Origin of the sequence: Streptomyces sp. NPDC001902, assembly GCF_042891295.1 — a bacterium.
In the GTDB taxonomy this organism is placed as follows: Bacteria; Actinomycetota; Actinomycetes; order Streptomycetales; family Streptomycetaceae; genus Actinacidiphila.
In genome coordinates this window covers 296,523-315,999 of the sequence record NZ_JBIATA010000005.1, presented here as the reverse complement: position 1 = coordinate 315,999, position 19,477 = coordinate 296,523, and the positions used below count along the sequence as shown (strand labels likewise).

Sequence of the window (19,477 nt, the reverse complement as noted above, 5' to 3'; positions counted from 1 at the left end):
GGGGACCTGACGGACCTGGCCGTGAACGTGCGCGCCGGAACACCGCCCCGGTGGCTCAAGGAACGCCTCGGCGCCACCCTCGACGGGCTGGCCGGCTTCCCGGCGGACGCGGCCCTGGAGGAGCGGGTCCGGCAGCAGGCGGAGGGCTGGGCCGAGGCGCGTCCCGAAGCCGACGTACGGCACGCGCCGCCCGGCGACGCCGGGGCCGTGCCGCAGGAACCCGGCGAGTGCGACCACGACCTGCGGCACCACGGCGACGCCGAGGTCCGCGACGGCGGCGGGGACCTGACGGACCTGGCCGTGAACGTGCGCGCCGGAACACCGCCCCGGTGGCTCAAGGAACGCCTCGGCGCCACCCTCGACGGGCTGGCCGGCTACCCCGACGACCGCGCCGCGCACCGGGCGGTCGCCGCCCGCCACGGCCGACCCGTGGAGGAGGTGCTGCTCACGGCGGGTGCCGCGGAGGCGTTCGTCCTGCTGGCCCGCACCACCCGGGCCCGCCACGCGGTGGTCGTGCACCCGCAGTTCACGGAGCCGGAGGCGGCGCTGAGGGATGCCGGGCACCCCGTGCACCGCGTCGTGCTGCGCGCGGAGGACGGCTTCCGCCTCGACCCGCGCGCGGTGCCGGACGCCGCCGACCTGGTCGTCGTCGGCAACCCGACCAACCCCACCTCCGTGCTGCACCCCGCGGCGGACCTCGCCCGCCTGGCCCGGCCGGGCCGCACCCTCGTCGTGGACGAGGCGTTCATGGACGCGGTGCCCGGTGAGCCCGAGAGCCTCGCCGCCCGCCGCGACCTGCCCGGCCTGGTGGTGCTGCGCAGCCTCACCAAGACCTGGGGCCTCGCGGGCCTGCGGGTCGGCTACGTCCTCGGCGACCGCGAGCGCGTGGCGGCGCTGCGCCGCGCCCAGCCCCTGTGGGCGGTCTCCGCGCCCGGCCTCACCGCCGCCGAGGCGTGCAGCGCCCCCGCGGCCCTCGCGGAGGCCGAAGAGGCGGCCCGCCGGATCGCCGACGACCGCGCCCACCTGCTGCGCCGGCTCGCCGAGTTCGACGACGTCGAGGTCGCCGGGCCGGCGCACGGCCCCTTCGTCCTGCTGCGCCTGCCCGGAGCGGCCTCCGTCCGTGAACGCCTGCGCGACCTCGGCTTCGCCGTCCGCCGCGCCGACACCTTCCCCGGCCTGTCCCCCGACTGGCTCCGCCTCGCCGTCCGCGACCCCGCCACGACCGACCGCTTCGCGGCCGCCCTGTCGAAGGCGCTCGACGGCTGAGGCCCTGGCGGGCGGACCCGTTCCGACCCCGGCACCCCGCCCGGGGGAACCCGGCCTCCGTCATGGCGCAGGAGCCGGAGGTGACCTCCGCTCCGGACCGGTGTCCGATTCACCGATCCGGCCGGCCAGGGAACGCAACGCCTCGGCGGACGGTGAGCCGGGTGGGGCCATGCACACGTACAACCACTGGTCCGGGTCACCGGGGAACACGAGGGTCTCGTAGTCGAGGACGAATTCCCCCAGCAAAGGGTGCCGACAGCGCCTGGTGCCGTGGGAGAACACCTCCACGTCATGCGCCGACCACCACCGGCTGAAGTCGGCGTCCGCGGCCGACAAGTGGCCGATCAGCTCGGTCAGACGCGTGTCGTCCGGATTCTGACCCGCGTACAGGTGCAACCCCGTCACCACCATGCGGGCGGCCATGTCCCAGTCGATGAACAGTTCACGTGCCGCAGGATCGAGAAATACGAACCGCGCCAAATTACGTTCACGGACCGGCATGGCGTCGAAATCGACGAATAGCGCCCGGGCCATCCGGTTGACGGCGAGGACGTCCATCCGGCCGTCCAGGATCATGGCAGGGCTGTCCGCGAGAACCTCGAGCAGGGCGTACGCGCCCGGACGCACTCTCCGCGGAACCTCCGGCTGGCTGGCCCTGACCACGGACTGCGGCCTGGCCAGGTTGAACAGGTGCGCACGCTCGGCGTCGTCGAGCCGCAGAGCCCGGGCCACGGCCTCCAGCACCGCCTCCGAGGCGTTGGCCACCCGTCCGCGTTCCAGACGGATGTAGTAGTCCACGCTCAATCCGGCCGAGAACGCGACCTCCTCGCGACGAAGTCCCGGAACACGCCGACTGGCCCCCGGCGTGACCCCGGCCTGCTCGGGAGCCACCCGGGCGCGCCGCGAACGCAGAAAATCGCTCAGTTCCTTGTTGTCACCCGAACCGGACGCTGCTCTGGCCATATGCCAAGGCTAACGCTCCGCGCACCACCCCGGCAAAATCACGGTTTCCACCCAATTCCCTCTCACTTCAATGCATTGTTTCGAACAATAGCCGTCGAGGGCGTTTCCCGAAAAGGCCCCCGACCCAGTGGTCGCCCGGCGATCGGCAGGGGGCCTGCCAGTACCCGCACCAGCAGACCACCGTCCAGGAGAGCCTGCCTGACCGCCCTCAGGCACCTCTCCGGCTGGTTCGCTGGAATTGCACGAAGATCGGCTTTTCCCGCGCCGCACACCTGAACGGACGAACCGCGATGACGACCACTGAACAGGCCGAACTCATTGAGCCCCGGAAGCCCCGGGAAACATCGGATGCCGCAATGGCGATGGTCGACAGCCGGCCCGGCATCGACGCCGCCGCGACCGCCGTGCTCCTCGTCCGGACCCGCACACCCGATGCGGCCCGGAGCGCCTCGTGGGACTTCCCCGCCGATCCGGCCGCCGCCCGTACCGCCCGGCACATGGCCGCCCGGCAGCTCGGGGAATGGGGGCTGGATCACCTCGTGCCCGACACGGAGCTGATCGTCAGTGAGCTGGTCACCAACGCCGTCCGCCACGGCGTCGGCCCCCTGCGTCTCAGGCTCATCAAGCACCAGGTCCTGACCTGCGAAGTCTTCGACAGCGGCAGTGGCCACCCGCGCCTGCGCCACGCTCGCGGCGTCGACGAGCACGGCCGGGGCCTCTTCATGATCGCTCAGCTGTGTCACAGGTGGGGCTTCCGGTCCGCGACCGGCGGCAAGCTCGTCTGGGTCGATCAGGACCTGCCCTGCGCACCCTCTCATCCGTATCCGCGGCGTCCCCCGCCGCACGCCCGCCTGTCCTGACCCGGCGCCGCCCGGTCAGCCCTTGACCCCGAGGGCCTGGATGTCGAGGCCGCCCAGGGCCGGGTGGACGTAGGCGTTGGCCAGGCGGTCGGACCGGTAGTTGAGGCGGCGGTCGTAGAGGAAGGGCAGGAGCGTGCCGCGGTCCTGGGCGGTGGAGTCGACGGTGCGCCAGAGGTTGTCGGCGGCGTTGCGGTTGGTCTCGGAGTCGGCCTCGTCCATCAGGGAGTTGATCTCCCGGTCGTCCAGCCCCGCGTAGTTGCTGGGGCTGTCCGGCAGCAGCAGCGGGCGCAGGAAGCCGGCCGGGGAGGGCCAGTCGGACTGCCAGGTGGTCATGACGATGCCCCAGCCCTTGTCCTTGATCTGCTGCTGGTCGGTGAGGGCGGCGTAGAAGTCGGCGGCGTCGGGGGTCTGCACGGTCGCCGTGATGCCCACCTTGGCGAGCTGGCCGGCCAGCGACTGCGCGGCCTTGCGGGCTGCCTGGTCGGTGGCGGAGACCGCGACGACCGTGCTGAACCCCTTGGCGTGGCCGCATTCGCCGAGGAAGCGGCGGGCCTGGTCGGGGTAGGAGCCGCCCGTCACGGTGCCGTAGGTGTCCAGGTGCCGGTCGTGGCCGCCGATGGTCGGCGGGAGCATGCCGCCGGCGACGTCGCCCGCGTCCTGGCCGCCCAGGGCGTCACGCAGCAGGCTGCGGTCGGTGGCGTACTGGACGGCCCAGCGGCAGCGGTAGTCGTCCAGGGGCGCGACGGCGGTCTGCAGGGAGAAGTAGCGGACCGCGCCGGTCTGCACCAGGTCCGCGCGGGACTTGAGCGCGTCGTCGGCGAGGATGCGGGTCCGGGTGGCCTCCTGGACGCCGGTCTGGGCGAGGTCGAGGTCGGCGGTGCCGTTCATCAGGGCGGTGTCCACGGCGGCCGCGTCCGCGGCGATGGTGAGCTCCACCTCGTCGGGCAGGGCGGTGCGTATCGCGTCGGTCGCCGGGTCCCACTTGTCGTTGCGCACCAGGCGCAGTCCCTTGGCGGCGTCGTAGGAGGCGATCCGGTAGGGGCCGCTGGCGACCGGCTGGTCCTGGTAGCTCTCCTTGGTGTCCTTCGCCTTCGGGACGGGCGAGGACATGGGCAGCGCGAGGACGTGGGGGAAGTCGGCGAAGGGCGTGTCGAGGTGGAAGACGATCGTGCGGTCGTCGGGGGTCTCGACGCTCTTCAGGCCGAGCCCGTCGGGGTCGGTGTCCTTGTAGGGGCCGGGGTAGTCCTGCCCCTGGTCGAGCAGGTCGCGCAGGTGGGTGGGGCCGCCGGGGTACAGGTCCCTGGCGAAGGTGCGCTCGATGCCGTACTTGACGTCCCGTGAGGTGATCGGCGTGCCGTCCTCGAAGGTGACGCCCTCCTCGAGGGTGTACGTGTAGGTGCGGCCGCCGTCGGAGATCGTGCCGGTGCTGGTGGCGAGGTCGGGGACGAGCCGGGTCCCCGCGGCGCCGGGCTGCGGGGCGAAGTCGACGAGTTTGCGCAGGTAGAGGCGGCCGAGGTTCCACACGATCGGCGAGTAGGTGCGGGCCGGGTCGAGGGAGTCGGGGGTGTAGGCCGAGATGAGCCTGAGGGTGCCGCCCTTGGCGGTGGACGGGTTGACGGCGCCGGTGAGGGCGCCGTTGTAGCCGCCGGTGGGCCTGCGGGCGGCGATCAGGTCCTGGGCGGTGGGGGTGGACCGCTTCTTCGGGTCGTCTCCGAAGGGGTCGACGACGACCGTCACGGTGACCAGGACGGCCACGACCGCCGCGGTGACCGCGGACACCACGCCCCAGCGGCGGCGCCGGGGCCCCGGGACCGGGGTGTCCCAGGCGGGCCGGGTGGGGTAGGACGGCGGCCCGTACGAGGGCGGGTTGTACGCGGGGTGGGGCAGGGTGGGCGGCTGTGCGGGCGGCGGGGGCAGGGCGGGCGGGCCCGTGGGCGGGGTCCGCGAGGCCAGCCAGGTGCTGAGGGCGCCCCTCATCTCCGCGGCGCTCCGCGGGCGCAGGGCGGGGTTCTTCGACAGGGCGGACAGCACGATCGCGTCGAGCTGGGGCGGCACCAGCGGGTTGCGCGCGGAGGGCGGCGCCGGTGTCTGGTGGACGTGGGCGTACATCACCGACAGCGGGGTGGCCCCGGCGAAGGGCACGGTGCCGGTGAGGAGTTCGGTGAGCATGCAGGCGACCGCGTACAGGTCGCTGCGGGCGTCCACGGCGTCGCCGGCGCACTGCTCGGGGGCCATGTACCCGGGGGTGCCGATGGCGGAGCCGGTGCCGGTGATGCGGGACAGCGAGTGGACGACCCGGGCGATGCCGAAGTCGGCGACCTTGACCGTGCCCCCGGTGGCGATCAGGACGTTGGAGGGCTTCACGTCGCGGTGGACGAGTCCGCGGGCGTGGGCGTGGGCGAGGGCGTCCAGGATCTCGCAGGTGATGCGGACGGCTCGCTCGATTTCCATCGGGGCCTGTTCACGGGCGAGTTCGGCGAGGGTGCGGCCCTCGATGTGCTCCATCACCAGGTACGGCACGACGGCGTCGTCCGTCGTCACCTCGTCCTGGTCGTGGACGGTGACGATGCCGGGGTGGTTGAGCCCGGCCGCCGCCCGTGCCTCGCGGGCGAAGCGGCGGCGCGCCTCGGGGTCGCGGGCCAGCTCCGGCAGGAGCGTCTTGACGGCCACGGTCCGGCCGAGCCGGGTGTCGTACGCCAGATGGACCCGGGCCATGCCGCCGGAGCCGAGCAGCGCCCGCAACTCGTACCGTCCCCCGAACATGCGACCCCCCGGCCCCGTCCGCGACGGGCGCGCGGACACTCCCCAACAGGGTAGTGGAAAGTGCCCTTTTCAGACGCCCGTGAGCGAGCGGCCGGAGCGGGGAGCGGTGCGGGAAAGCGCGTGGAGGGCGGCTCCGGACACTCCGCCGCCCTCCACGTCCCCCCTCACCCCTGGTCCGCCCCCCCGGGGTCGACCCGGGTTCGTCAGTCCCGGGCGCTCTCGGCCGCCGGCCTGCGGCGGGTCTTGCGGATCACGAGGAATCCGGCGGCGAACAGCAGCACCGAACCGCCCGCGAGGTACGGGGTCATGGAGCTGCTGCCGGTCTCGGCGAGGTCGCCGGCGGCCGCGGGCGCGGCCTGCGGGGACTGGTCGGCGCGCGCGGACTCCGACGGCCCGGCCGACGCCGAGGGCTCCGCGGACTGCGAGGGCTGCTCGGACTCGCCGCCGGTCTGCGGCTCCTCGCCGCTGCCGGAGTCGTCGCCCCCGTTGTCCCCGTCGCCGTTGCCGCCGCCGTGGTGCCCGCCGCCGCCGTGGTGCCCGCCGCCGCCGTGCCCGCCGCGGCGGGGCGTCTCACAGGTGGCCCCGGCGAGGGTGACGGTGCCGTTCACCTCGGCGACGCCGAGCTTGAGCGGGTTGACCTCCACCGACAGTTCCAGTGCGGTGGCGGCGGCGCTGCGCGAGGTGACGGTCCTCTTGGCGAGGTCGAGGCGGACCTCGCCCACGCCGGGCACCTTCACCAGGGTCGTGCCGCCGGCCGACACCTTGACGCGCTTGCCGAGGACGACGACGTGGCCGGGCAGCTCGACGTCGGCGACCGGCTTGCGGCCGGCCACGCACGTGGCGCGGGCGGAGATCGCGTCGGCCTTGATGAGCCCGAGCAACGGCAGTCCGGGCAGGCTGACGCGCGCCTTGACGAGGTTGGCGTAGCCCTCCGCCTTGTGGCGGTCGGCGGTGGCCCTGGCGGTGGCGACGTCGGCGCGCAGGACGCTGAACGGCCTGCCGTGGTCGACCCCGTCGAGGGTGGCGGTGAGCGCGGTCTCGTCGGCGCTCGCCGGTGCGTGGACCTCGTTGAGCGTCAGGTTCAGCGGGACGTCCACGGACTTGCGGAGCAGTGAGACCTCCAGGCCGGTCCGCAGGACGACCGCACCGGCCTTGCCGGAGGAGCCGTGGGTCCCCCCGGTCGCGGCGGCCGGGGTCGCCGGCCCGAGGGCGAGGGCACCCGCCGCCAGCGCGACGGCGGCCCCCAGCGCGGCGGCGGGACGGCGCGCGGGCATGCTGAAGGGAGAGCTGGACAAAGTGGAAAACCCCCAAGTGGTCATGGAGTCGCCACGGCGCCGCTGAAGGGGACAGCGCGCTCGCCGGGCGACCTCGACCCCGTAATGATTTACGTACGGAGAGTGAACCGGCGCCCGCCTGGGCCCGGTTCACTCCAAAGGGTGGTTTTCGCCTCCGTATTCGAAACCTGCGGCACATGCGTTCCCGCGCGTCACACCTGCGATCGCGCGTATTCGAGCACCTTGACGAAGTCCACCGCGCCGGGGTCCCCGTGGGAGTTGTGGCACAGCAGGCCGCCGGCCACATAGGTGCGCGTCGAGGTCGACAGCGAGGCGATCGGCTGCTCCCCCAGGTGCTCGACCGCGAGCACCTCCGCCTCGGCGGTGACCTCGGCGACGGCGGCGCCCTCCCACGCCCCCGCGGGGGTGCCCTGCCGGTCGGCGACCGCGACGATCCGGTGCTTGAACGGGGTGAGTTCACGGCTGGTCACCCATGTGTCGCCGTGCGGCAGCCGCACCATCCACGGATGGTCGGCCGTCGCGACGACCTCGCCCCGCGCCGTGGTCACCCGGTACGCGTCCTTGCGCGCCGGGTCGTTGCGGGTCACCACCCCGCGGCGGAGCCGGCGTCGCCCCTGCCCGCCCGCGGTGTCCGCAGCGCCCTGCTCCTCCTCCTCGTCGAAGCACGCGACCTCGTCACCGACGGCCAGTTCGGCCGCCCGGGCCCAGCTCAGGTCGGCGCGGAGCACGGGGGTGTCCGGGTGCACGCAGTTCTCCGGCACGTGCTGGTGGCCGCAGACGCCGCGGAAGGCGTTCCACTCCCGTCCGGTCATCCGCTGGCCGCCCGCGTTCCCGTACGAGCGGGGGTAGGGCAGCCAGAGCTTCGGCCCCTTCAGCGGCACCCCGTGGTGGGTGTGCATCCAGGCGAGGAACTCGGCGAGTTCGCGCAGCGCCCACTGCGGCGCCTTGGGCCAGTAGACGTGCCGGTTGGCGGCGCCCCAGTCCTCGTGCCGCTCGGGGTCGCAGGTGCCCACCAGCTCCACCTGGCACACGTTGAGGGTGTTGGTCTCCACCCCGCCGGGCCGGTTGACCAGGGCGCGCGAGGAGATGTCGATGTCGAAGTGCTGGTACCAGACCAGCTTCTCGTCCTCGAAGTCCGGTTTCGCCGTCAGGTTGGGCGCGCTGCCGCCGCCCCCGTACGTCGGCACGCTGCGGCCCTCCGTGGTGTGCAGCACGACGGCGTTGACCTCCATCGCGTCGCCGCCGTAGTCGTCCTGGTACCAGTACCTGCGCGAGGCCCCCGGGTACTTCTGCGGTCCCTGCCTGGTCATCGTGCTCCCCGTCCCGTTGCGGTGTCGGCCGGTGCGACCGATCGCAGCACGACAGAAGAGGACGGATCGACTTTTCCCGCACAGGATCACCCGAACCGGTGCTCCGGGATCATTCCGGGCGCATCGGTGGCCACGCTCCGCTACCGTGGCGCCGCCGCGCCCGCCGGGTCACCCCACCACGCGACCGCGCAGCACGATGCGCCGGGGCGCGGCCAGGACGCGGACGTCGGCGCGCGGGTCGTCCGGGTAGACGACCAGGTCGGCGGAGGCGCCCTCGGTGAGGCCGTCGCGGCCGAGCCACTCGCGGGCGGACCAGGTGGCGGCCGAGAGCGCGTCGAGGGCGGGCAGACCGGCGGTGACGAGCTCCGCGACCTCGTCGGCGACGAGCCCGTGGGCCAGGGAGCCGCCGGCGTCGGTGCCGGCGAAGATCCGGACGCCCGCGTCGTGGGCGGCGCGGACGGTGTCGTAGCGGCGCTCGTGCAGCCGGCGCATGTGGTCGGCCCAGCGCGGGAACTTGGCCTGGCCGCCGTCCGCGAGACCGGGGAAGGTCGCGATGTTGACCAGGGTGGGGACGATGGCCACCTGGTGCTCGGCGAAGAGCGGGATGGTGTCCTGCGTGAGCCCGGTGGCGTGCTCGACGCAGTCGATCCCCGCCTCGACCAGGTCCCGCAGGGAGTCCTCGGCGAAGCAGTGGGCGGTGACGCGGGCGCCCTCCTCGTGGGCGGCGGCGATGGCGGCCTCGACGGCACCGCGCGGCCAGCAGGCGGACAGGTCGCCGGTGTCCCGGTCGATCCAGTCGCCGACCAGCTTGACCCAGCCGTCGCCGCGCCGGGCCTCCCCGCGGACGTAGGAGACCAGGTCCTCGGGCTCGATCTCCCACGCGTAGTTGCGGATGTAGCGGCGGGTGCGGGCGATGTGCCGGCCGGCCCGGATGATCCGCGGCAGGTCCTCGCGGTCGTCGATCCAGCGCGTGTCGGAGGGCGAACCGGCGTCGCGGAGCAGCAGGGTGCCCGTGTCGCGGTCGGTGAGCGCCTGCTTCTCGGAGGTGCCCGGGTCGACCGGGCCGTGCTGGTCGAGGCCGACGTGGCAGTGGGCGTCGACCAGGCCGGGCAGGACCCAGCCCTGCACGGTGGTGAGGTCGCGGAGGCCGGCGGGGCGCTCGTAGGTGACGCGCCCGCCGACCACCCACAGCTCGTCCCGTACGTCCTGCGGCCCGGCCAGGATGCGGCCCTTGACGTGCAGTGCGTGCGTCCCCTCGCGATCAGCCATGTCTGCACTCTACGAGCCGCCGGATACCCTCGGGCCGTACACCCCCCGACGAAGGAAGCAGCGCTGCCGTGTCCCACCCCCTCCTCGACCTGCCCCCGCTGACCGCCGCGCGCTTCGCCGCGATCGAGCGGAGGGTCGCCGCGCTCCTGCACACCGGACAGGACGTCGTGATCACGCAGGGCGAGGCCCTGCTGCCGCTGGAGGGCTGCATCCGCGGCGGGGCGCGGCCGGGCTCGACGGCGCTGAACGTGGTGACCGGACCGTACGGCCAGACCTTCGGCAACTGGCTGCGGGACGCGGGCGCCACCGTGGTCGACCTGGAGGTGCCCTTCCACGCCGCCGTGAGCGCGCGGGACGTCGCGCGGGCGCTGTCCGAGCACCCGGAGGTCGACTTCGTGTCGCTGGTGCACGCGGAGGCGGCCACCGGCAACACCAACCCGGTGGCGGAGATCGGCGAGGTGGTCAGGGCGCACGGCGCCCTGTTCATGGTCGACGCGGTCGCCTCGGTGGCGGCCGAGCCGCTGATGGTGGACGCGTGGGGCGTGGACCTGTGCGTGATCGGCGCCCAGAAGGCCATGGGAGGGCCCGCCGGGGTGTCGGCGGTGTCGGTGAGCGAGCGCGCGTGGCGGCGCCTGGCGGACAACCCGGCGGCGCCGCGCCGCTCGTACCTGTCCCTGCTGGACTGGAAGGAGCGCTGGATCGACGCCGGGCGCAGGGCGCTGCCGCACGCGCCCGCGCAGTTGGAGATGCTGGCGCTGGAGGCCTGCCTGGAGCGGATCGAGGAGGCCGGGCTCGACGCGGTGGTCGCCCGGCACCGCGCCGCCGCCGCGGCGACCCGGGCCGGTGCTGCGGCGCTGGCGGCCGCCGTCGAGCCGTACGTGTACCGGGACCAGGACGCCGCGCCGGTCGCGACGACGCTGCGGACCCTGGACGGCGTCGCCGCCGACGCCCTGGTCGCCCGCGCCCTCGCGCTGGATCCGGGGCTTCCGCTGGTCGCCGGGGGCGGCGCGCTGGCCAAGGAGATGATCCGGGTCAACCACTACGGCCGGGACGCCGACCCGGCCGCGGTCGTCCGCACGCTGCGCGCGCTGGCCGGCGCGCTGGAGGCGGACCCCGGGCCGGCCGTGGCGGCTGCCGAGACCGCCTGGCGGGCCTGACCCCACCCCCCGAGGGGCCGCCCGGGCCGTTCGCGCCGGCCCGGGCGGCCCCTCGCCGTCGGCACCCGGAATTCCACGCGGCTTGCCCCCAGGGAAATTCCTGGGAATTATCCGGGGAATCCGAAAGGGTATTCCACATTCAACTCCTGCCCCTGGATCACGACTTCAAACGCCAAGATTTCATCAACGCGACGTGATGATTTTGAGGATGTGACCGAGCCCACAACCTCACCTTTCCGCCCCGATATATCCGGGCAAAGCATCGGATACCGACGACCTTCACGCGCCTGATATCAGCAGCACCGGTCCGCCACAAGGGCCGCGCGGAATGCAATTACGAATTCCGCGCGCTACGTTCTTTCCGCATGACCGCCGCAAGGGAATTGCTGCTCGACACCCCGCAAATAGAGGACGGCGCCGCACTGTGGCGCATTGCCCGTGACTCCCGGACCCTGGACCTGAACTCCCCGTACAGCTACCTCCTGTGGTGCCGGGACTTCGCCGGCACCTCCGTGGTGGCGCGAGCGGCGCACGGCGAACCGATCGGCTTCGTGACCGGCTACGTCCGTCCGGAGCGCCCCCGCGCCCTCGTCGTCTGGCAGGTCGCCGTGGACGAGGCGCACCGCGGTCAGGGGCTCGCCGCCACCATGCTCGACGACCTCGCGCAGCGGGCCGCCGCGTCCGGTGTGCGCGAGGTCGAGACCACGATCACCCCAAACAACGAGGCCTCGCACCGCCTGTTCACGTCCTTCGGCGCCCGCCACGGAGCCCGCACCGAACGCGAGGTGCTCTTCGACGCTGCGCTGTTCCCCGACGGCCACCAGCCCGAAGTCCTGTACCGCATCGGGCCCCTCGTCTGACCCGGCCGTCCCCGCACGACTCCTCTCTCCCCCACAGAAGGAATGCACGGTGACCCTCACCCCGCCCGCCCTGTCCGTCTTCGAGACCCTCGAGTCCGAGGTCCGCAGCTACTGCCGCAGCTGGCCCGCCGTCTTCGACCGCGCGCAGGGCAGCAGGCTCTTCGACGAGGACGGCCACGACTACCTCGACTTCTTCTCCGGCGCCGGGGCCCTCAACTACGGCCACAACAACCCCGTGCTCAAGCGCGCCCTGCTGGACTACCTGGAGCGCGACGGCATCACGCACGGCCTCGACATGAGCACCACCGCCAAGCGCGCCTTCCTGGAACGCTTCCAGGACGTCGTGCTGCGCCCCCGCGGCATGGACCACAAGGTGATGTTCCCCGGCCCGACCGGCACCAACGCCGTGGAGGCGGCGCTGAAACTGGCCCGCAAGGTCAAGGGCCGGGAGTCGGTGGTGTCCTTCACCAACGCCTTCCACGGCATGTCGCTGGGCTCGCTCGCCGTCACCGGCAACTCGATGAAGCGGGCCGGCGCCGGCGTCCCCCTGGTGCACGGCACCCCGATGCCCTTCGACAACTACCTCGACGGCCGCGTCCCGGACTTCCTGTGGTTCGAACGGCTGCTGGAGGACCAGGGCTCCGGCCTCAACCAGCCCGCCGCCGTGATCGTCGAGACGATCCAGGGCGAGGGCGGCATCAACGTCGCCCGCCCCGAGTGGCTGCGGGGCCTGGCCGACCTGTGCCGGCGCCGCGACATGCTGCTGATCGTCGACGACATCCAGATGGGCTGCGGCCGCACCGGCCCGTTCTTCTCCTTCGAGGAGGCGGGCATCGTGCCGGACATCGTCACCCTCTCCAAGTCGATCGGCGGCTACGGCATGCCGATGTCGCTGACCCTCTTCCGCCCCGAGCTCGACATCTGGGAGCCGGGCGAGCACAACGGCACCTTCCGCGGCCACAATCCCGCCTTCGTCACCGCCACCGCCGCCCTCGACACCTACTGGGCGGACGGCGGGAGCATGGAGAAGCAGACGCTGGGGCGCGGTGAGCAGGCCGAGGCCGTCCTGCGGGAGATCTGCACCGAACATCCGCGCTCCGGCGCCCGGTACCGGGGCCGCGGCCTGGTGTGGGGCCTGGAGTTCACCGATCCCGGCCGGGCCTCGCGGGTGTGCGCCCGCGCCTTCGAACTGGGCCTGCTGCTGGAGACCTCCGGCCCCCGCGGCGAGGTCGTCAAGCTGCTGCCCGCCCTGACCATCACCCCCGAGGAGCTCGACGAGGGGCTGCGCACCCTCGCCCGCTCCGTCCGTGAGACCGCCTGACGAAAGGAACCGTCCGACCGTGATCGTGCGATCCCTGAAGGACATCGAGGGCACCGACCGCGATGTCACCGCCGAGACCGGGACCTGGCGCAGCAAGCGCATCGTCCTCGCCGACGACCGCGTGGGCTTCTCGCTGCACGAGACCGTGATGTACGCCGGGACCGAGACCTCCATGTGGTACGCCAACCACGTCGAGGCGGTGCTGTGCGTCGAGGGCGAGGGCGAGCTGACCGACGACGAGACCGGCGAGCGCCACGCGATCTCCCCCGGCACGCTCTACCTGCTCGACGGCCACGAACGGCACACCATGCGCCCCAGGACCGACCTGCGCTTCGTCTGCGTCTTCAACCCGCCCGTCACCGGGCGCGAGGTGCACGACGAGAACGGCGTCTACCCCCTGCTCACCGAGGGAGCGTGACCAGCGATGACCACCGTGACGACGCCCGACCTCTACCCCACCCGTGGCACGGCCGAGGTGCTGACCCCGCGTCAGGACCCGGTCGTCTGGGGCGGACCCGGCACGTCCGGCCCGATCCAGCCGTCCGCGCTGCGTGACTTCGACCGCGACGGCTTCCTGCCCGTGGACGCGATCATCGGGCCCGAGGACGTGGCCCGTTACCGCGCCGAACTGGAGCGGCTGTGCGCCGACCCGGCGGTGCGCGCGGACGAGCGGTCCATCGTCGAGGCGAAGTCCCAGGACATCCGCTCGGTCTTCGAGGTCCACAAGATCAGCCCGGTCTTCGCCGAACTGGTCCGCGACCCCCGCGTCGTCGGCCGCGCCCGGCAGATCCTCGGCTCGGACGTCTACGTCCACCAGAGCCGGATCAACGTCAAGCCGGGCTTCGGCGCCTCCGGCTTCTACTGGCACTCGGACTTCGAGACCTGGCACGCCGAGGACGGGCTGCCCCGCATGCGCACGGTCTCGGTCTCCATCGCGCTGACCGAGAACCACGCCACCAACGGCGGCCTGATGATCATGCCGGGCTCGCACCGGACGTTCCTGGGCTGCGCGGGCGCGACACCGGAGGACAACTACAAGAAGTCCCTCCAGATGCAGGATGCGGGCACGCCCTCCGACGCGGCCCTCACGGAACTGGCGGGCCGCCACGGGATCCGGCTCTTCACCGGGCCGCCCGGGTCCGCGGTGTGGTTCGACTGCAACGCCATGCACGGCTCGGGGGACAACATCACGCCGTACCCGCGCAGCAACGTCTTCATCGTCTTCAACAGCGTCGACAACGCGGCCGTCGACCCCTTCGCGGCGCCGGTCCGCCGCCCCGAGTTCATCGGAGCGCGCGACTTCACGCCTGTGCGGTAGCCCTCCGGGGGGTGCGGGTCCTGTGTGCGGCGCCGCGTCTGTTGCTGTTGGGGTTTCTCCCCCGCCCGCCCCCAGCCTTCGGCCGGGGGGGGACCCCCACCTCGCCGCTCGCGGCCATGCCCCACATCATCCGGCACCGCGCGCACCCTCGTCTCCCTCAGCCTTCGGCCGGGGGACACCCCGCCACCCCCTCCGGTCGTGTGGGCGGCTGACGGCCGGGCGGGGGTCAGAGGGCGGTCCGGGGGTGCTGCAGGTGTCTTACTCACCCCCACCGGACGTCGTGCGCCCGCACTACGGGAGGGGGTGTGGCGGGGTGCGCCCATGGGGGTCCCCCCGGCCGAAGGCTGGGGGAGACGAGCGGCGAACCCGGCGCCGAACGACGTAGGGCCAAACCGCGAGCGCTGTGGGGGTCCCCCCGGCCGAAGGCTGGGGGAGTGCGCCGGCGCGGCCCCGACCCCACCCCAACTGAGCGCAGGCCCGCACTGACCGCGCCGGGCAATCGGGCGGGCGGCGGGGAAACCGCCCGCCGCAGGCGCAAACAACCCGCACACAAACAACCACCGGGCAGCCCGGCGCAGCCGCCCGCAGGCGGGAACCCCGTCAGGCCTCGCGGCGCCCGTTGAAGCGGCGCGGCAACCCCAGGGGGTTGCCGTCGCGCAGCTCTGCCGGAAGCAGCCCCTGCGGCGCGTCCTGGTAGACGACGGGCCGCAGCCACCGCTCGATCGCCGTGCCGCCGACCGACGTGGACGTCGAGGTCGTGGCCGGGTACGGCCCCCCGTGGTGCATGGCCGGGGCCACGGCGACCCCCGTGGGCCAGCCGTTCACCACGACGCGCCCCGCCAACGGGGTGAGGCGGCGCAGCAGGTCCGCGCCGGAGCCGTCGGCGTCGGTGCCGGACGCCTCGGCCTCGCTCAGGTGCGCCGTCGCCGTGAGGTTCCCGGGGAGCCGTCCGAGGACCCCCTCGACCTCCTCCGCGCCGCCGTAGCGCGCGACGACCGTGACCGGTCCGAAGTGCTCCTCCAGCAGCGCGTCGTGCACACCGCCCTCCGCAAGCCGGGCCGCCGGGACGGAGACGAAGCCGGCGCGCACCAGGTGCTCGCCGCCGTCGCCGGGCTCGACCGGCGCCTCCACCTCGGGCAGCGTGGTCAGTTCGCGCACGCCCGCGATGAAGTTGTCCCGCATGCGGGCGTCGAGCAGGGTGCCGGGGGCGACGTCGCCGACCGCGGCCGCCAGGGACTTCAGGAGGCGGTCGCCGGCTTCGCCCGCCGGGGCCAGTACGAGGCCGGGCTTGACGCAGAACTGGCCGACGCCGAGGGTCACGGACCCGGCGAGTCCCGCGCCGATCTGCTCGGCGCGCTCCTCGGCCGCGGCCTCCGTGATCACCACGGGGTTGAGGCTGCCGAGTTCGCCGTGGAACGGGATCGGCACCGGTCGTGCCGCGGCGGCGTCGAACAGGGCGCGCCCGCCCCGTACGGAGCCGGTGAACCCCGCGGCGGAGACCAGCGGGTGCTTGATCAGGTCGATGCCGGCCTGGAAGCCGTGGACCACCGAGACGACGTCGGCGGGCAGGCCGACGGCGACGGCGGCACGGCGCAGCGCGTCCGCGCACAGCTCGCTCGTCGCCGGGTGGTCGGGGTGGGCCTTGACGACGACGGGGCAGCCGGCCGCCAGCGCGCTGGCGGTGTCGCCGCCCGGCACGGAGAAGGCGAGGGGGAAGTTGCTGGCGGAGTACACGGCCACGACGCCGAGCGGGATCTTGTAGCGCCGCAGGTCGGGCCGGGGCGGGGCGAGCGTGGCGTCGGCGTGGTCGATGATGACGTCGAGGAAGGCGCCCTCCTCGACGATCTCGGCGAAGGCCCTCAGCTGGTAGGTGGTGCGCCCGAGTTCGCCGGTGAGGCGGGCAGGACCGAGGGCGGTCTCCGCGTCGGCGGCCTCCAGGATGCGGGGGCCGGCCTCCTCCAGGAAGTCGGCCGCGGTGCGCAGCAGCCGGGCGCGCACCTCGCGGTCGGCCAGCGCCGGGAAGGCCGCGGCGGCGGTGCGCACCGCGGCGTCGACCTCCTCGGCGGTGGCTTCCACGGCGACCTGCTCCCGCTGCTTCCCGGTTCGGGGATCGACGCTCCACACTGGTACGGCCACCGCGGGTACCTCCAGGCCTTCCGTTCGATATACTGAACAGCATCCGCAACTGTGAATCTGTTCGGGAGCCTACTTGTGCGGGTCCCGGCCGAACAAGGGGGGTCCACTCCAGATGGCTGCAGGTGAGGGCGGCGCGCAGGTCAAATCCGCGGTGCGGACGGTGGAGCTGCTGGAGTTCTTCGCGGGGCAACCCGGCATGCACAGCCTGGCCGCCGTGCAGGAGGCCGTGGGCTACCCCAAGTCCAGCCTGTACATGCTGCTGCGCACGCTCGTGGAGCTGGGCTGGATCGAGACCGACGCCACCGGCACCCGCTACGGCATCGGCGTGCGCGCCCTGCTGGTCGGCACCTCGTACATCGACGGCGACGAGGTCGTCGCCGCGGCCCGCCCGACCCTGGACCGGCTCTCGGACGACACCAGCGAGACCATCCACCTGGCCCGCCTCGACGGAACCAGCGTCGTCTACCTGGCGACCCGCCAGTCCTCGCACTACCTGCGGCCGTTCACCCGGGTCGGCCGCCGGCTGCCGGCCCACTCCACCTCGCTCGGCAAGGCGCTGCTCGCCACGTACACCGACGAGCAGGTCCGCAAGCTGCTGCCGGAGACGCTGGAGCCGCTCACCGAGCACACCCACACCGACCGCGAGAAGCTGATCGCGGAGCTGCACCAGATCCGCGAGCAGGGCTACGCCGTGGACCGCGAGGAGAACACGCTGGGCCTGCGCTGCTTCGGCGTCGCCATCCCGTACCGCACGCCCGCCCGCGACGCGATCAGCTGCTCGGTCCCGGTGGCCAGGCTGACCCCGGCCCACGAGCAGCTGATCAAGGACGCCCTCTTCGACGCACGCGACCGCCTCACGCTGGCGACCCGCCGTCTGTGACCCTCCCGGTCAGGACTCCTCGCGCAGCACCCGGACGGCACCCGGCGGCACGCTGAGCCGGCCGATGACCCGTTCCCCGGTGAGCAGTTCCGTACCCGGCGCGTCGAGGGGCACCTTCGCCTCGGACCCGGTGTGGTTGATCACGAAGAGGTACGTGCCCTGCTCACCGGCGCGGCGGACGACCTCGACGTCACGCGGCAGCTCGGCCCGGTCCGGCAGGCCCGCGTCCTCCGCGGCGGCGGCCAGGACCGCGCCGATCTCCGCGGGGCCGAGCCGGGTCGAGACGTACCAGGCCATGCCCTCGCCCAGGGCGTGCCGGGTGACGGCGGGGCGGCCGGCGGCGGGGCCGTCGGCGTACGTCCACACCGGCTCGGCGCCGCGCGGCACGACGACCTCGGTCCACAGGTCACCGGTGAGGGCGGGGCCCTCGGGGCCGTCGAGCCGGACCCGTTCCCCGTCGAGCAGGGGCGCGAACTCCTCGACGGTCAGCCCGAGCACGTCCCGCAGCGCGCCGGGCACGGGGCCCGGGTGGACGGTGTCGTGCTCGTCGACGACGCCGGAGAAGTAGGAGACCAGCAGCGTGCCGCCTCCCTCGACGTAGGCGCGCAGGTTCCGTCCGGCGGCCTCGGTGGTGAGGTAGAGGGCGGGGACGACGACGAGGGGATAGGCCGACAAGTCGGCTTCTGGACGCGTGAAGTCGACGGTCAGGTGCCGGTCGAAGAGGGCCTCGTAGTAACTGTCGGCGCGTTCGCGCGCGTCGTGGTCCTGGCTGGGCCGCCACTCCAGCTTCTGCGCCCACCAGGACTGCCAGTCCCACAGCACGGCGGCGTCCGCGACGGTCCGGGTGCCGGCGACCTCGGCGAGGGCGGCGACGTCGGCGCCCAGCCGGACCACCTCGCGCCAGACGCGGCTGTCAGTGCCCGCGTGCGGCAGCATCGCGGAGTGGAACTTCTCGGCGCCGTAGCGGGACTGCCGCCACTGGAAGAACAGGGCGCCCTCCGAGCCGCGGGCCACGTGCGCGAGGCTGTTGCGCGCCATCTGGCCGGGGGTCTTGGCGGGGTTGCGGCGCTGCCAGTTGACCCCGCTGGTGGAGTGCTCCAGCAGCAGCCAGGGGGCGCCGCCGGCGACGGAGCGGGTGAGGTCGGCGGCCATCGCCAGGTTGACGTGGGTGCGGCGGCCGTCGGTGATCAGGTAGTGGTCGTTGGTGACGAGGTCGACCTCGCGGCCCCAGGCCCAGTAGTCCATCGAGTCGCACTGGCTGAGCGCGGTCATGAAGTTGGTGGTGACCGGGACGCCGGGTGACAGCCGGTGCAGGATGTCGCGTTCCGCGGTGAAGTTGCCGCGGACGGTCTCGTCCGTGAAGCGGGCGTAGTCCAGCTGCTGGGCCGGGTTGGCGACGGTGGGGGTCAGCCGCGGGGCGTCGACGTGCGCCCAGTCGCCGTAGGTCTGCCCCCAGAAGGCCGTGCCCCAGGCGGCGTTGAGGGCGTCGAGGCCCTCGTAGCGGGCCCGCAGCCAGTGCCGGAACTCCTCGGCGGACGCCTCGCAGTAGCAGGCGCCGACCGGTACGCCGTACTCGTTGTGGACGTGCCACATCGCCACGGCCGGGTGGTTCCCGTAGCGCTCGGCCAGCCGCTCGGTGATCCGGGCGGCGGCCCGGCGGTAGTCGGCGGAGCTGTGGCAGATGGCGCCGCGCGAGCCGAAGCCGTAGCGGACGCCCTCGCGGCTCACCGGGAGCGCCTCGGGGTGGGCGGCGTAGAACCAGGCGGGCGGCACGACGGTGGGGGTGCCGAGGTCGGCGCGGATGCCGTGCTCGTGCAGCAGGTCCAGCAGCCGGTCGAGCCAAGCGAAGTCGTAGCGGCCGGGCTCTGGCTCCAGTTTCGACCAGGCGAAGATGCCGACGCTGACCATGGTCACACCGGCCTCGCGCATCAGCCGGACGTCCTCGTGCCAGACCTCCTCGGGCCACTGCTCGGGGTTGTAGTCGCCGCCGTAGGCAAGGCGCGCCATGGGATCTCCTGGGGTCAACTCTGGGAACGTGCACAGCAGCCCGAGGGGCGGCTCGGCCAAGGTAACCGCACG

At 73.3% G+C, this 19,477-nt stretch carries 15 protein-coding genes; 8 read left to right on the top strand and 7 right to left on the bottom strand.

Going from position 1 to position 19,477, the window contains the following annotated elements:
- Positions 1–207 precede the first annotated feature (207 nt).
- The gene (cobC, locus tag ACFYYN_RS12320) at positions 208–1,266 is read left to right on the top strand and encodes an Rv2231c family histidinol phosphate aminotransferase CobC (protein WP_500545731.1); all 1,059 of its coding nucleotides are present in this window, start codon (positions 208–210) and stop codon (positions 1,264–1,266) included.
- Between the two features lie 60 nt (positions 1,267–1,326).
- Here cobC and ACFYYN_RS12315 read toward each other — a convergent pair whose 3' ends face one another.
- The gene (locus tag ACFYYN_RS12315; RefSeq protein WP_500545681.1) at positions 1,327–2,229 is read right to left on the bottom strand and encodes a helix-turn-helix transcriptional regulator; all 903 of its coding nucleotides are present in this window, start codon (positions 2,227–2,229) and stop codon (positions 1,327–1,329) included.
- Between the two features lie 356 nt (positions 2,230–2,585).
- Here ACFYYN_RS12315 and ACFYYN_RS12310 point away from each other — a divergent pair, with 356 nt between their 5' ends.
- Entirely contained in the window at positions 2,586–3,089 is a 504-nt protein-coding gene (locus ACFYYN_RS12310; protein WP_500545680.1) for an ATP-binding protein, read from the top strand.
- Positions 3,090–3,104: 15 nt separating this feature from the next.
- Here ACFYYN_RS12310 and ACFYYN_RS12305 read toward each other — a convergent pair whose 3' ends face one another.
- The 4 genes from ACFYYN_RS12305 to ACFYYN_RS12290 form a co-directional block, all read right to left on the bottom strand.
- Positions 3,105–5,852, bottom strand: coding sequence for an ABC transporter substrate-binding protein (locus ACFYYN_RS12305; protein ID WP_500545679.1), 2,748 nt, complete (start codon positions 5,850–5,852; stop codon positions 3,105–3,107).
- A 203-nt stretch (positions 5,853–6,055) separates the two neighbouring features.
- The gene (locus ACFYYN_RS12300) at positions 6,056–7,126 is read right to left on the bottom strand and encodes an SCO1860 family LAETG-anchored protein (protein ID WP_500545678.1); all 1,071 of its coding nucleotides are present in this window, start codon (positions 7,124–7,126) and stop codon (positions 6,056–6,058) included.
- Positions 7,127–7,338: 212 nt separating this feature from the next.
- Positions 7,339–8,457 (bottom strand): Hint domain-containing protein, encoded by a 1,119-nt coding sequence (locus tag ACFYYN_RS12295; protein ID WP_500545677.1) that lies wholly within the window; start codon positions 8,455–8,457, stop codon positions 7,339–7,341.
- Between the two features lie 168 nt (positions 8,458–8,625).
- Entirely contained in the window at positions 8,626–9,726 is a 1,101-nt protein-coding gene (locus ACFYYN_RS12290; RefSeq protein ID WP_500545676.1) for an amidohydrolase family protein, read from the bottom strand.
- Positions 9,727–9,794: 68 nt separating this feature from the next.
- Here ACFYYN_RS12290 and ACFYYN_RS12285 point away from each other — a divergent pair, with 68 nt between their 5' ends.
- From ACFYYN_RS12285 to thpD, 5 genes are all read left to right on the top strand, one after another.
- The gene (locus ACFYYN_RS12285) at positions 9,795–10,883 is read left to right on the top strand and encodes a pyridoxal-phosphate-dependent aminotransferase family protein (RefSeq protein ID WP_500545675.1); all 1,089 of its coding nucleotides are present in this window, start codon (positions 9,795–9,797) and stop codon (positions 10,881–10,883) included.
- Positions 10,884–11,248: 365 nt separating this feature from the next.
- Positions 11,249–11,743, top strand: a complete 495-nt coding sequence (gene ectA / locus ACFYYN_RS12280; protein ID WP_500545674.1) for a diaminobutyrate acetyltransferase — start codon at positions 11,249–11,251, stop codon at positions 11,741–11,743.
- Between the two features lie 49 nt (positions 11,744–11,792).
- Positions 11,793–13,064, top strand: coding sequence for a diaminobutyrate--2-oxoglutarate transaminase (gene ectB / locus ACFYYN_RS12275; protein WP_500545672.1), 1,272 nt, complete (start codon positions 11,793–11,795; stop codon positions 13,062–13,064).
- Positions 13,065–13,083: 19 nt separating this feature from the next.
- A complete protein-coding gene (locus ACFYYN_RS12270) occupies positions 13,084–13,482 on the top strand; it encodes an ectoine synthase (RefSeq protein ID WP_499511170.1) in 399 nt (132 codons plus the stop codon).
- Between the two features lie 6 nt (positions 13,483–13,488).
- Positions 13,489–14,382 (top strand): ectoine hydroxylase, encoded by an 894-nt coding sequence (thpD, locus tag ACFYYN_RS12265; protein ID WP_500545671.1) that lies wholly within the window; start codon positions 13,489–13,491, stop codon positions 14,380–14,382.
- 600 nt (positions 14,383–14,982) lie between these two features.
- On the opposite strand, the gene ACFYYN_RS12260 is transcribed toward thpD, so the two are convergent.
- Complete coding sequence (locus ACFYYN_RS12260; RefSeq protein WP_500545670.1) at positions 14,983–16,518, bottom strand: aldehyde dehydrogenase (NADP(+)); 1,536 nt, start codon at positions 16,516–16,518, stop codon at positions 14,983–14,985.
- Positions 16,519–16,630: 112 nt separating this feature from the next.
- Between ACFYYN_RS12260 and ACFYYN_RS12255 the strand changes: the two genes are divergently transcribed.
- Positions 16,631–17,398 (top strand): IclR family transcriptional regulator, encoded by a 768-nt coding sequence (locus ACFYYN_RS12255; protein ID WP_361795955.1) that lies wholly within the window; start codon positions 16,631–16,633, stop codon positions 17,396–17,398.
- A gap of 9 nt (positions 17,399–17,407) precedes the next feature.
- Here ACFYYN_RS12255 and ACFYYN_RS12250 read toward each other — a convergent pair whose 3' ends face one another.
- Complete coding sequence (locus tag ACFYYN_RS12250; RefSeq protein ID WP_500545669.1) at positions 17,408–19,405, bottom strand: beta-galactosidase; 1,998 nt, start codon at positions 19,403–19,405, stop codon at positions 17,408–17,410.
- Positions 19,406–19,477 lie beyond the last annotated feature (72 nt).